Origin of the sequence: Plectonema cf. radiosum LEGE 06105, from assembly GCF_015207665.1 — a bacterium.
Taxonomy (GTDB): domain Bacteria; phylum Cyanobacteriota; class Cyanobacteriia; order Cyanobacteriales; family Nostocaceae; genus Rivularia; species Rivularia radiosa_A.
The window spans coordinates 37,859-51,342 of record NZ_JADEWL010000034.1 but is presented as its reverse complement, the minus strand read 5'-3'; the positions used below and the strand labels follow the sequence as shown (position 1 = coordinate 51,342).

At 38.4% G+C, this 13,484-nt stretch carries 11 protein-coding genes and 1 tRNA gene; 6 read left to right on the top strand and 6 right to left on the bottom strand.

Features of this window, described 5'->3' with window-relative positions:
* Window positions 1-117 precede the first annotated feature (117 nt).
* Window positions 118-2,958, bottom strand: coding sequence for a sensor histidine kinase (locus IQ247_RS12780; protein ID WP_193920486.1), 2,841 nt, complete (start codon window positions 2,956-2,958; stop codon window positions 118-120).
* 176 nt (window positions 2,959-3,134) lie between these two features.
* Here IQ247_RS12780 and IQ247_RS12775 point away from each other — a divergent pair, with 176 nt between their 5' ends.
* The gene (locus IQ247_RS12775) at window positions 3,135-4,268 is read left to right on the top strand and encodes a quinone-dependent dihydroorotate dehydrogenase (RefSeq protein WP_193920483.1); all 1,134 of its coding nucleotides are present in this window, start codon (window positions 3,135-3,137) and stop codon (window positions 4,266-4,268) included.
* Between the two features lie 76 nt (window positions 4,269-4,344).
* On the opposite strand, the gene IQ247_RS12770 is transcribed toward IQ247_RS12775, so the two are convergent.
* Complete coding sequence (locus IQ247_RS12770) at window positions 4,345-4,962, bottom strand: S-layer family protein (RefSeq protein WP_193920482.1); 618 nt, start codon at window positions 4,960-4,962, stop codon at window positions 4,345-4,347.
* 562 nt (window positions 4,963-5,524) lie between these two features.
* On the bottom strand, window positions 5,525-6,271 hold the full coding sequence (locus tag IQ247_RS12765; RefSeq protein ID WP_193920480.1) for a hypothetical protein: 747 nt from the start codon (window positions 6,269-6,271) through the stop codon (window positions 5,525-5,527).
* 569 nt (window positions 6,272-6,840) lie between these two features.
* Between IQ247_RS12765 and IQ247_RS12760 the strand changes: the two genes are divergently transcribed.
* The 5 genes from IQ247_RS12760 to IQ247_RS12740 all read left to right on the top strand — a co-directional run bounded on the left by IQ247_RS12760 (window position 6,841) and on the right by IQ247_RS12740 (window position 10,738).
* A tRNA-OTHER gene (locus IQ247_RS12760) sits at window positions 6,841-6,964 on the top strand.
* A gap of 36 nt (window positions 6,965-7,000) precedes the next feature.
* Entirely contained in the window at window positions 7,001-8,623 is a 1,623-nt protein-coding gene (locus IQ247_RS12755) for a TROVE domain-containing protein (protein ID WP_193920478.1), read from the top strand.
* Window positions 8,624-8,951: 328 nt separating this feature from the next.
* Window positions 8,952-9,446 carry an alpha/beta hydrolase gene (locus tag IQ247_RS12750; RefSeq protein WP_228059699.1) on the top strand — a complete coding sequence of 165 codons (495 nt, stop codon included), beginning with the start codon at window positions 8,952-8,954 and terminating at the stop codon, window positions 9,444-9,446.
* Window positions 9,447-9,687: 241 nt separating this feature from the next.
* Entirely contained in the window at window positions 9,688-10,362 is a 675-nt protein-coding gene (locus IQ247_RS12745; protein ID WP_193920474.1) for an HAD family hydrolase, read from the top strand.
* Window positions 10,363-10,441: 79 nt separating this feature from the next.
* Window positions 10,442-10,738, top strand: coding sequence for a hypothetical protein (locus IQ247_RS12740; protein WP_193920473.1), 297 nt, complete (start codon window positions 10,442-10,444; stop codon window positions 10,736-10,738).
* Window positions 10,739-11,001: 263 nt separating this feature from the next.
* Here IQ247_RS12740 and IQ247_RS32550 read toward each other — a convergent pair whose 3' ends face one another.
* The 3 genes from IQ247_RS32550 to bchB all read right to left on the bottom strand — a co-directional run bounded on the left by IQ247_RS32550 (window position 11,002) and on the right by bchB (window position 13,159).
* Window positions 11,002-11,199 (bottom strand): type II toxin-antitoxin system RelE/ParE family toxin, encoded by a 198-nt coding sequence (locus IQ247_RS32550; protein ID WP_322745496.1) that lies wholly within the window; start codon window positions 11,197-11,199, stop codon window positions 11,002-11,004.
* 77 nt (window positions 11,200-11,276) lie between these two features.
* A complete protein-coding gene (locus tag IQ247_RS12730; protein WP_193920472.1) occupies window positions 11,277-11,501 on the bottom strand; it encodes a hypothetical protein in 225 nt (74 codons plus the stop codon).
* A gap of 131 nt (window positions 11,502-11,632) precedes the next feature.
* On the bottom strand, window positions 11,633-13,159 hold the full coding sequence (gene bchB, locus IQ247_RS12725; protein ID WP_193920471.1) for a ferredoxin:protochlorophyllide reductase (ATP-dependent) subunit B: 1,527 nt from the start codon (window positions 13,157-13,159) through the stop codon (window positions 11,633-11,635).
* Window positions 13,160-13,484 lie beyond the last annotated feature (325 nt).

The following is a 13,484-nucleotide window of genomic DNA, read 5'->3' as shown; positions in this document are numbered from 1 at the left end:
GAGATGGGGAGGTTAGGAGTTAGGAGTTTTGAGTTTTGAGTTTTGAGTTTTGAGTTAGAATTTATTCCCTATTCCCTATTCCCCATTACCAATTACCAATTACCAATTACCAATTCCCTATTCAATTGATAAAAGCAAACGACTAACTACCCTACCATCTGGTAATTGATAAAAATCCAATTGTCCTTGAAGTTTTTTTATGAGTTTTTTGCATATTATTAGGTGCTTCATCGGTGGTTGTTTGAGTTTGGAAGGAACAAGTATATCGGAGTTCATATCTTGTTGTAATTCTTCTAATAATTGGGGATGAATGGAACCGTTATCTGTAATAGATATTTCGATAATTTGCGGTTCTAGACGACGACACCAAATATCGATTCTTCCACCTTCTTGAGAGCGGTGACAAGCACCAATTAATAATTCGCTGAGAATTAATTCAATTTTCACAATGTCGCCGTTTATCGTTAATTGTGAGTTAGATATCAGCGAGTCATCTGTATATGATTGTTCATCTTCTAATTTTTGTCCCAAACCATGTACTCCAACCCAGAGTTTATGTTGTTTGAGTAGTTTGTTAACTCCTTTCAAAGACTGTTTAATTAAACTTGCGATTGATATTGTTTCTCGATTAAAAATTAATTGCCACTGCTCTAGCTTTAATAACGCAGTTGTAGAAGCAACGGTATTATCTAACTGTCTTAATAATTGCTGATAGCGTGTCAGAGTTAGTTGGTTATTGGGAATACCTAAATCGTGCATTTGACTGAGTAACATCACTACGTTATTCCGGATATCTTCAAAACGCCGATGTTTGTACCAGTTGAGTTGTTGTAATTCCTCAGTTTTGCAGTGAAGAAGTTGTGTAACTTGTTTTTGCCGACGCAACCAGGCGAGTTGGTTGACGAGAGTTTTCACAGCATCCAAATTTTCTGGCAACCATTTGCGTTGGTGATAGTCTGCCATTAATATTACGCCGGTGGGTTCATATTCAGCGGTGCGTAGGGCTATGACTAAAATTTCCCCAATTGCGCTACCGCAAAGCCATTGTTTAGTCGATTCCGGTAAATCCTCAGCATTAACGCTTACTAAACCAGATGTAGTTATAGCTGAGTGAATCAGTACATCAGTTTGGATTGAGATAGTCGTATCGGTGTTTATGATCAAGCGATCGCCAGCAACAAATCCAGGTAGAATTTGGGCAAATTTTTCACCGGGATTCCAGGATAATAGTGCAGTTAAGGAACAGTTGAGAATTGCCGCGATTTGTTCGAGGACTATAATTTCAGGTTGTTTTTCTTCTTCTTGACTAAGGTTTGTATTTTGAATGGGTTCGAGAATCCGTAGGCTTTGCTCAAAGGTTTGCCAAATTTGTTGTTGATGTTGATTTTGTTGGGTTAGTTGCCATTGACGGACAATTACTCCTAATTGTTGAGCAACGACTTGGATTAATTCCTTTTCGGTTGTTGTCCACGAACGATTGTTTTCGCTGGCAATCATTAAAATGGCATCGGGTATCTTTTGATTGGTACAATTGCTAACTAAAATCGAACGTATTCCCGCTGTAAGTAAAGATGAACGCCAGTTGAAAAATCGTAAATCATCTTCTAAGTTCTCTACTCCTACAGCTTGGGTAGAACGTTCTAAAAGTTCTGCGTCTACCTCTTTTAATTTATCCAAACTAAATTTTAAACATCGGCGATTATGCGGTTGACTTTGGTAAAAAAAGTTGTATTCAGATTCTTCGCGCTCACGAAACAATAATAAAAATCGAGTTGCAGCTAATCGATTTAAAACTTTTGCCGAACAGCTATGTAAAACTTGTTCTATATTTTCATCGTTATAAATGCTTTCTACAATCTGACTTTTAAGAATTGCGTCTTCTTGAATTTGTTGGATACTGGTTTCCATCTTTTCGGTGAGGGAAACCAAGGAAATTAAGCCAGCAGCACCTTTGACAAACTTTTTATCTGCTTCAGACCAAATACGAGGTTCTTTACCTTCTACTGCCAAAAATCCCAATAAGTCTTTTTTCCAAAGAATTGGAGCAACCAGAAGACTGCGGACATCAAGACGCTTCAGCAGCTTTTGGGTACTATAACTTTTCAGCGAACTACGCCCTTCTCCAATCCAAACTAGTTGATTTGCGGACAATGCATAATAAAAGTCGCTCAAATCTTCTACGGTTACGGTATTTTCGGCTTTATTTTGACTTAATTTACCGATATTCAAATGTTGAGTACTAATCCTCTGCCAAAAGGAATGTTCCTTGGGGTCAAACCAGTAAACGTTGGTGCGATTAGGAACGATAAATTGATGAGTAGCAGATACTACAGCCTCTAACCTTTGTTCTAAAGTTGCTAGAGTTCTTAATTTTTCCAACAGTCGCAATAACACTTCGTCTGGGTGCTTGGTTTGTTTGTGTTGTAAATCCATTTCCAATCGAAAAAGTGCCGCACCCAGTTCTCCTACTACAATCATTACCAGTGCCTTAGCTTCGCTACCGATTAAGTAACCCCAGCGTTTGGAACCGAGCATAATCACACCCAAACAACGGTCTTTGTAGCGGATGGGTAACATAATTGTTCCCTGGATGTCCAACTTTACGGCAATTTCTTGCCACCCTTCAGCCCGTTTCTCTAATCGTAAATCAGCTACACCCATCGGACGCTGCTGAATCACTACTTGTTCTAACAAATCTCCCGGACTCAAAACCACCCGTTGCTGTAAATAATTATTATCATCGCTTGAGGGTATCACACCGCCTTTACCGAACAATATATGATTGAGACGGTCGTAAAGAGCAATCCAAATTAAAGAATAATCAAACTGCTCTTTGATATATGAAATAGTCGTTTCAATCAGAATGTCAGCATCATCCTCTTCCCTCAAAGTTTGAAGGATGCGTCCTAATGTAAAGATTTGCTGTTCGGCGACTGAAAAATTTTGATGCTGCCTCATCTGATTATCGGTAAATATAGCCTGTTAATATATAAGATGCCCATAAAACTACCTTGACTTAAGCTGTTGATTATTTAACTTTTATTTATTTGTCAAATATTTGTCAAAATATAATCGTCAATAAAATCTGTAATTCAATTTTCTAAAATTAAACTAATTAAACTAATTAAACTAAATTGGATATTTATCAAGTTGTATTTCGTCCGCTATTATTCAATCTGTTAAAAGCAGATCCCGAAAATTTGCATTCTCAAACAATTCGCACTTTGGAATGGTTGGGAGAAGGTGACAAACAACCTTTTGCAAATTTGCTCAAAAATCGCTTGCAACAATCGTTCTGCTTACAAGATTCCCGGTTGTCACAATCCCTATTTGGGCTGCAATTTCCCAATCCCGTAGGTTTAGCTGCGGGTTTTGACAAGGATGGTGTGGCTATTCCCATCTGGTCTAGTTTGGGTTTCGGTTTTGCAGAAGTCGGAACTGTCACATCCCTGGCACAACCGGGAAATCCCCGTCCCCGCTTGTTTCGTTTACCGAAAGACGAAGCTGCTCTTAACCGTATGGGTTTTAATAACTGCGGTGCGGCTGCAATGGCTGCACGTTTGGCAAAACTCACTTCAAAGTCAGACTCCTTAATTCCTATAGGTATAAATTTAGGCAAATCTAAGGTAACACCGTTAACAGAAGCCGCCAATGATTACGGTCACAGCTTTAAATTACTGAAAAATTACGGTGATTATTTTGTAGTAAATGTTTCTTCGCCTAATACGCCAGGATTGCGAAAATTACAAGATGCAGCTATGCTCGCTTCAATATTGGATGCTTTGCACGCAGAAAATGATTTACAAAAACCAATATTTGTGAAAATTGCGCCGGATTTGGAGTGGGAAGCAATTACAGAAATTGTCTCTTTAGCTCAAAGTTATCAATTGGCGGGAATTATTGCCACTAACACTACAATCAAGCGTGAAGGGTTAAATACGCAAATACTTGCTCAAACTGGTAAATTAATATCAGAAGAAGCGGGTGGAATCAGCGGAAAACCAGTGCGTGAACGTTCTACGGAGATAATTAGGTATATTTGGCAGCAAACCCAAGGTGAAATACCAATTATCGGTGTTGGTGGTATTTTTACCGCAGAAGACGCTTGGGATAAAATTACTGCTGGTGCAAGCTTAGTTCAAGTTTATACTGGTTGGGTTTACCAAGGTCCGGGTATGATACGTCGTATTCTCCAAGGTTTACTGTTAAAATTAGAACAAAATGGCTTAAGTAATATCTCGGAAGCTGTGGGATTAGCAACTGATTAAGAAGTCGTGTTTTTAGGATGATTGTCTGAGATCGGAAATATAGTGGTTTTCACTTGAGTGGAATACAAATTTTACCTCACCTCCCACACTCCCGACTAAGTATACGTTGTCCATTTTCCAAACGATAAACCCCAGATGGTTCCACAATGGGATCTCCAATTTTCCAGCGACGAAGCGGCTTTTCAGATGTATTATTTGGTACAGATTGCACTTCAACGGTAGAGTAGACAGAGGGTACTGCATCACCGGGACGATAGGGGAAACCTTGAGCGCCAGTAATAAAGAAAGTACCGTTTCTTTCGTTACTTCTGACTACGCAACTGCTTGCAATTAAAGCTTCGCTATCAATTGGGCTTTCTAGTAATTCTGTGAGGCTATTCTGGATACCGCTATTGTCTGGAGTGGTGAGATTAATATTTCCCGCAACTCCTAATTGCGAACTGGCTGTAATATCGCTTTGAGCAGTTTGCTGTGTGCGAGGTTCGATACCAAAGATACCTTGAGAATTAATTTCAACCTTACCACCATTACCTGCGAAAGCATTGGCGCTGATGTCGCTGTCTTCTTTGGGTATGGCAACGATAAAGCCATTAGGGGCGTTGATTGTGATGTTGCCACCATTACCACCTTGTTGAGTAGTACCTGTATTGGTGGTGATTTGACTACCGCGACGGAGTTGGAGTAATTCACTCACGTTCAGGTTGATGTTACCACCGTTAACGGATGTAGATTCAGCATTTAATCTAGCTTGATTATCAGATGCACCACGAGTAAAAGTCCACCTGTATCCGGCGGTTTAAACCGCGACTACATAAACAAAGTCTACCTGTATCCGGCGGTTTAAACCGCGACTACATAAACAAAGTCCACCGATATCCGGCGGTTTAAACCGCGACTACATAAACAAAGTCCACCGATATCCGGCGGTTTAAACCGCGACTACATAAACAAAGTCCACCTGCGTGGACTAATATATTTGAAACCCGTGCAGACGGGTTTCGTTTGTGTAGCCGCGACTTCTAGTCGCCAGGTATAGTATTAATTTAGATTTTTCAAACATCCAAGCCTTAGAAGATGTCTATAAAAGCGGTTTAAAAAGAGGGCGGTTTAAACCGCGACTACATAAACAAAGTCCACCTGCGTGGACTAGTTAATTTAGAACCAAAAAAATCTTTGGGCGTATTTACTGTTTCTCAAGTTAAAACTGCTACATAAATGCACCCAAACAAATAAAAATCAAATTTTTTAGCTTGAGACTAAGTTTGATCTTCCACGGGGAAAAACTCCTTGGTATCGGGAGAAAAAGTCCAAGCAATTCCATCTGGATCTTTATTACGACTCCATTCGGGAAATTCTGGATCATCTCTACGCTTGAAAACTGTGCTGGAATAAACTCCCAAACGTTTAGCAAGTTCTGATTGAATTAAAGAACCTAAAAACAGTTGTTTTTCTAAAGGTTTCTCTAGGTGTTCTACAGTTTCTTTTGGTAACTGTTCCTCTCGATTTGCTAATTCAACAACTGATTCTTCCTGCTCAACTTTTACCGGAATCGGTTCGAGAAATTCTTTGTTTAAAGTTACTCCCGGTGCGTTTCTAAAGTCGATTTCTGGTTCGCTACTGTCCAGAATGCTACCCAAAGTATTAGCACTCATAAAGTAATATACTTTATTAGCATCATCCAAGTTAGCAATAGTCGCGCCAAATTCAGAAGCTTTACTATCCAAATAGCGTTTTGCCTTACCTCCATGAAAATTACCCCGCAACGCTAAATCCATAGGGGTAATTCTGCCTTGATTTTCCCGAACTAACTGCTGGAAAACCGGATTAACCTTGTTGCACCATTGTTGCCATTGAAAGGTTCGCCACAAATTGAATGCAATAAGTATGGCAAACACTCCCAACAAAAATCGCCAGGTACTAACTAGGAAAATAATTACAAACGATAATGGCAAAAGTAGAAGCAAAAAACCTTTGCCCGAAGTTTCTAGTGTTGTTTCACTCATGCCTGTGTATTTGCTAAGTGATTTATTTTAGGAAATAATATCATCTTGGCAAAAATTGGGACACTAATTTGTATTGTTTGTCGATTTACAGGAAAATATTTGGGAAAATTTGATTTTATTAATACTCGTAAATTCGCCAATTTTTAGCTAAAAAATCCTTGCTCAGCAGTATTCTCAAGTTTGAAGGGTATTTGGCAAAAAAACTTAATCTCATGCCATTTAGACTAAACTTGGAAAAGTAAGTAATTAATAATACATATATAAGTTGCTCCACCGAGAGATACGAACACCACGAAAATTAATTTCTAAACCTCTTGACAATCTATAGTACATATACTACATTAATGTTACAGAGCAAAAAACACAGTGTAAATCAATCAAATGCCATAAAAATGTTTGATTGTTGCACGATATTTTTCAATCTTGTTAAAACAAATTAATTGGGAGTAAACCAGAAATATGTTGAGTAAAAATTAAAATTTTGAATTGTTTTTACGAAGGTTTATCGGCTTTTAGCACCACAAATCCGTGTAATCCTTTAATCCTTTAATCCGTGTTCAATTCTGATGTGGCGAGTAGCTCAGTTGGTAGAGCGCCTAAACGTCTTTGTTCAAAACTTGCCTGAAAAGGACGATGAATAAAGGTTATCGCTTGTAATGCGGGATGTCGCAGGTTCGAGTCCTGCTTCGCCACCTTCCATTTTGCCTTTCCAGGCTGGGAGTTTAATCAATGAACTATAAATTTTTTACTCAAAATATTAATCAAAATAATCAAAATAATAAAACACCACAAAATCAACCCATTCCTGGAAGAGAAACAGAAATGATTCCGGGGCGTAGTGGGGGTTATATGTTTGATGCTGGTATCTGGCAAATGCTGCGACGCTGTTTGCTAATTGGTACCGCAAAAAGCACTTATTATGCTGGAAAAAATGAATTAACTGAGGATTTTGTCTCAACCGTTCAACAAGCTGTTACGGAGAATCCCGCTCGTGTAGCCGAAGAAATTCTCTACGCTAGCGATGGAAGAGCCATTAATAACAGTGCGCCAATATTTGCTTTAGTATTGCTCTCAATGGGTAAAACACCAGAAGCGAAAGCAGCTTTTACCGAAATTTTTCCGCAAGTAGTCCGTACTGGTAGTCATTTTTATGAATGGTTGAGTTATACCAAATCGCTGCGTGGTTTTGGTAAAATTGTCCGGGAAGCTGGTAAAACTTGGTTGTCTAATTCCGATGCTAAGGGTTTAGCATATCAATTGTTGAAATATCAGCAACGTCATGATTTCACTAACCGTGATGCTTTACGCTTGTTTCACGTTAAACCACCAACTATCGACCATGAATTACTGTTTCATTGGGTAATCAAGGGTTGGGAGGAATTACCCAGTAATATTCCCACTGAAGCTTTATCACAAATTTGGTGGTACGAATGGTTGAAACGCAACCCAGATCAAACCCATGAAGCGATTATCCAAGGACGTTTAACCCATGAAATGGCTGCCCCCGTGGGTAAAATGGATAAACAAGCTTGGCAGTTGTTATTCAACGAAATGCCAATCGGTGCAATGTTGCGTAACCTGGGTTCGCTGACTGAGTTAGGTGTATTGCGAACTGATGAACCTGCAAACATTGATCGCGTTGCAGCAGTTCTCAACAGTAAAGAACGTCTGAGAAAAGGACACATCCATCCCATTGATGTTTTAAAAGCACTCAAAACTTATCAGTCGGGAGGGAAATTAGGACGCAGCAAGAAGACTTGGAATCCAGTTAGCCGCATAGTAGGAATTTTAGAAAAAGCAGTAGAACTGTCTTTTGATGTGGTTGAACCTACGGGTAAAGTGTTCATGCACGCCGTTGACGTATCCGGTTCCATGTCTTGCAGCACCGTGAGTTCGGTAGGACTTACCTGCTGTGAAATTGCCACCACAATGGCACTTGTCACCGCAAAAGCTGAAAAAAACTATATGATTCGCGGCTTTGCTGAAGACTTTCGCGATTTGGATATTACTGCCAAAGATAGTTTTAGTTCGGCGATTCGTAAAGCTAGTAATCAAAATTTCGGTGGAACCGATGCAACAGTAGCTTACAATTGGATGATTAAAAACAAGTTCAAAGCTGATGTAATTTGTTTTTGGACTGACTCCGAAAGCTGGGCTGGTAGCAGTCATCCGTCACAAGCGCTTGCACGATATCGCAAAAAAATCAACCCTAATATTAAAGCGATATACGTCACCCTTGCACCTTATCAGATTACCTTGATTGATCCATTAGACCCCTTATCATGGGATATCGGCGGATTTGATCCCGGTGCGCCGCGTTTGATTCAAATGTTGGCAAATGGTGGATTGTAAAGTGTATTGCGTTTCACCCTTGTAAAGACGTTGCAGTGCAACGTCTCTACTAAATTAATCACGGCGGGGTTTCCTGGTTCGCAACTTGCCCATATCGGGACGATGGACTTAGGATTATCGGTTAAATCTCCACCAATTTGGGGATGAACGGGTTCAATTCCCGTACCCGCCTTTATATATAACCTTGTATATAACCTTGGCTAGAAGTCAAGGCTTTTTTTTGACAATATACTATGAGAAATTACGCAAAATATTTACTGTTTAAATATTATATAGATATATTAAAATGAAAATTTCATATTACTTTTGGCAGAGTCTATTTTTTCTGATGACCAATATTTTTATATTTGGTAATAGCAGCGTAAATGCTGCTGAAACGGTTGTCTTTACATACAAAACATTTCGTAGAACTTTGCCAGTCAGTGAATTAACAAAATTGTCGGAAACAGGAGAAGTTTCTCCAACGTTGAATTATTATTTGCAGCAGACGCAACAAGAACCTCAAGCAGTTCGAGATGTGTTGAATAGACAAGTAAATGTTGATACTGTGACTTTAGACCGCACGTTAAATAGTAAGATTGGTGAATTTTTATTAGACCAAATCAGTCAAACAATTCATACTTCCTCAAATCAAGCTAACAGACAAGCTTTACGTTCGGCAATAGTACTATCTAGCAGTGAAGATAATCAAGTTTCACTGATTGAAATAATTCAAAATTATCCAACTAATGAAGTTTATGTTAGGGCTGATAATTTAGCGCGGACTTATAATCAACTGAGTATTTTGACGGAAGGTTTACGAGGATGGTTAGGTATCCGCTAATTATTAGCTATATTTCCCTCAGATGGTTATCCTGGGGAACCAACAAGCAAAGCCCACCGGAAGTGGTTTAGTGCATATTCATAATTAAACGGTATTAGATATTTTAACTACTTACTAAGAATGATTTATTAATACTTCTATATCTGTCTTTAGAGCAGTTTAGTAACAAAATTTAACTGTTAACTTATTGGTAAAGAATAATTTTGTTTGCACTTTATAACTTACATATCTAAACAATACAATGGCATTTAAAGGTGTAATTTTGGATGTTGATGGAACCCTCGTTCTTAGTAATGATGTTCATGCCCAAGCTTGGGTAGAAGCATTTGCAAAATTCGGTTATCAGGTAAAATATGAGGAAGTTCGACCATTAATTGGTATGGGTGGCGACCAAATTATTCCTAAATTTGCGCCAGGGCTTTCTGATAGTGAAGGGAAAGGTAAGGAAATTACTGATTACCGTAAGGAATTAGTGCTTGATAAATTTGTACCACAAATGTCCCCTGCTAATGGTGCTAGAGAGATGGTATTGAAACTGCAAGAACAGGGAAAGCGTTTAGTAATTGCAACTTCAGCAAGTTCTAAAGTACTTACATCTTTACTCAAAGTGGCGAAAGTAGACGATATTCTTAGTCAAGATGACGCTACAAGTTCCAACGATGCGGAAAACTCGAAACCAGCACCAGATATCGTACAAGTTGCTTTGAAAAAGTTTGAAATGCTGCCCGACGAAATTGTGATGATCGGTGATACTCCTTACGATATTGAAGCAGCAAACAAAGCTGGAATTGAAGCAATTGCAGTTCGTAGTGGTGGTTTTGATGATTCTCAACTCAAAAGTGCGATCGCTATTTACAATGATGCTGCCGATTTGGTAGAAAACTATGATAATTCACCGCTAGCAAGGGCAGAATGATTGTGATATTTTTATCGTAGTGTGGTTAAGAAGAGGTAATCTAAATTTATAGCCACCTGTATAAATATAAATCAAGTTGATGAAATTAATTGCTTTAATATTACTTTTGCTGAGTACGAATTTTTCATTGGCTTTTCCCGCAAATGCTGCTGTAACTTGTCGCGATTTTAACGGACACGAAGTTTGTATTCTTGATATTAAGCGTAGTGCTAAGAGATATTGGAATTATCGGACAACTATTAGTATTGACGGTGAAAAACAACCGTCAGAAATCTATAATTGTCGTGGAGAGTTTAAGATTCAAAATGATGGTAAGATTGTCAGGTTTGGGGAAGATGGTGTTGGTAATTTGATTTGTAAGTTTTTTAAGAAGTAGTAAAAAAAACCGCAGAGACGCTGAGGACGCTGAGTAAAGAAGTACAGAGGTATTGCTGGTTGTTGGGATTTTATTTGTTTTGGGCGACGAGTATGCAAGCAAGAATAAATATGGTAAATCCTACGTAGCTAAATACAGTTATCCAATCTTGCCAGTTAGGGGGAAGTATTAAGGATGTATTGTTCATTGGTGAAAGTGAATAAATTTAATTTTTTGCGAGTGAAAGCATAGTCAAACTCAGCCAAAATTTGATCATATATCGCTCAATAAACTTCATCATGACTACCAATATTAATTAATATAATTATTTGTTCGTTTTCACTATCTTCAAATGTATAAATAATTCGGCAATCATATTCAACTGCACAAGCCCATAATCCCTCTAACTGACCTCGCAGTTTATGCGATTTCAAGGAATTCGTCAATGGATCGTTAGCTAACAGTTCTAAAACAGCTAATATTTTTTCTTCTCACTGAGGATTTTTACGAGTAATACGCTTAAAAGCTCGTTTAAAACTTGTACCCCAAATTAAAGTTATCATTCTTCATCTAATAAATCGGCTTTTAAATCAGAAAAATTACCGCGTTTAGCTTTACCTAATTTCCATTCCTGTAAAGTCTCGGTTGCACTTGCTGCAATTTCTTCGCGTCGCTTTTCAATACGTCTTTTCTTAATTAGTTCAAACAACATATCTTGTTCTTCTGCGGATAGTGCTTCTACATATTCAATAACTGTTTGTAAAGATGCTGATTCATTTATCATTTTTTTCTCCATTACATACACTATCTTTTCAGAACTTATTATCATATTTTAGCGGGCTTTCCGGCCCGCACTACAATGAAAAGAGCATCGTTGAAGGATGCTCAAATAGTATTGATAAGTTAATTATTCAATTAAGCTCCTACAGATTCTTTTGCTGCGTACAATACCTCAACGTTAATATCTTTAATTCCTCTTTCTCTGGCAAATTTCTCGGTATTTCTTTTGACTTTACCTCTGACAAATCCAGGAATTTTGTTTAATTCTGCTAATCCATCTTTTGTCCAACCTAAGTCAGATTCAGCAGAAATTCCTTTGGTAATTACTTCTTTGGTATCATGTCCACCGAAGATTTCTAATAAGTGGTCTTCCATTCCCAAGGTAAAGGAATTATATACCAAGTCGGCGATTTGATTGGTTCCTTCGTAACCCATGAAGGGTTTGTAACCAATGGGGAAGTTTTGAATGTGAATTGGTGCGGCTATTACACCGCAAGGAATATTTAAGCGTTTACCTACGTGACGTTCCATTTGTGTACCGAAGATTGCTGAAGGTTCAACTCTTGCGATCGCGTCTCCAATTGCTCCGTGATCGTCGGTAATCAAAATTTCGTCGCAGTATTCACTAACTTGTTCGCGGAACCATTCTGCATCATATTTACAATAGGTTCCAGCCCAAACTACGTGAATTCCCATTTCCCGCGCTAATATCTTGGTTATCGCTGCTGCGTGGGTGTTATCACCAAATACAACGGCTTTTTTACCAGTTAAGTTTTGACAGTCAATTGAACGGGAAAACCATGCAGCTTGAGATACGTATAAGGTTTGCTCGTTGATAAATTCTTCGTAATTTACCTCTGCACCTTGTTGATTAATTACCTGCTGAATTTTACGGATGCAACGAGCATTTTCTACTACACCCATTGGGGCAATATCAACGTAAGGCATTGCGAATTCTGCTTGCAAATACTTGGCTGACATCATCCCAAGTTCGCGGTAAGGTACTAAGTTGAACCAAGCACGGGGTAAGTTTTTCAATTCATGAACTGAAGCTCCTTCGGGGATAACGGCATTAATTTCAATTCCCAAATCGTGCATCAGTTTTTTCAACTCGGTGCAATCGTGCAGGTTATGAAAACCAAGAGTTGAAATACCAATGATATTTACAGAAGGTTTTTCTGTCTTTCCCTGGGGAAGTTCGTCTTTTTTACGTGCTTTTTCGATGTAGTATTTTACAACTTGCTGCAAAGTTCTATCAGCAGCTTCTAATTCGTTGACGCGATAATGGTTGACATCTGCCAGCATTACATCACATTTAGCATCCATTTGCGCTCTTTCGACAAAGTTTTCTAAGTCTTCTTGGAGAATACTGGAGGTGCAAGTGGGAGTCAATACGATTAAGTCGGGACTTTCTTCGGAGTCTTTACGGGTAATGTTATCTACAACTTTTTCTTGAGAACCACGAGCAAGAACGTTACGATCAACAACACTAGTCGTCACCGGAGTAAAATTTCTTTCCCGTTCCAACATCGATCGCATTACATTAAAATAATCATCACCAATCGGTGCGTGCATGATAGCATGAACGTTCTTAAAAGAACTGGCAACGCGCAGGGTACCAATGTGAGCAGGACCTGCATACATCCAGTAAGCTAATTTCATGGAAAGTTTTCTCCGTTTTATAGAAAATAAAGTTGTCCGATGATTGGACTATAAGTGCTTTAATTTATTAACCTTCTCAATTGTCGCAAAATAAGTAGTTATGAAACAGAGAAGTTAATAGAAGTTGATTTAACGGTTAATTTTTCTAACAATTGAATATTTTTGAAGCAATTTAATAAGTTAAGTAACATGATATAGAGCGTGAGGAGATTATGGAATGGATAAACTAACAAAATACCGTCAATTAATACAGGAAATATTACTCATTCGCTTAAAATAACAAGGGAGCTTTTCGGCTCCCATTACACAATTACCAATCACGGAT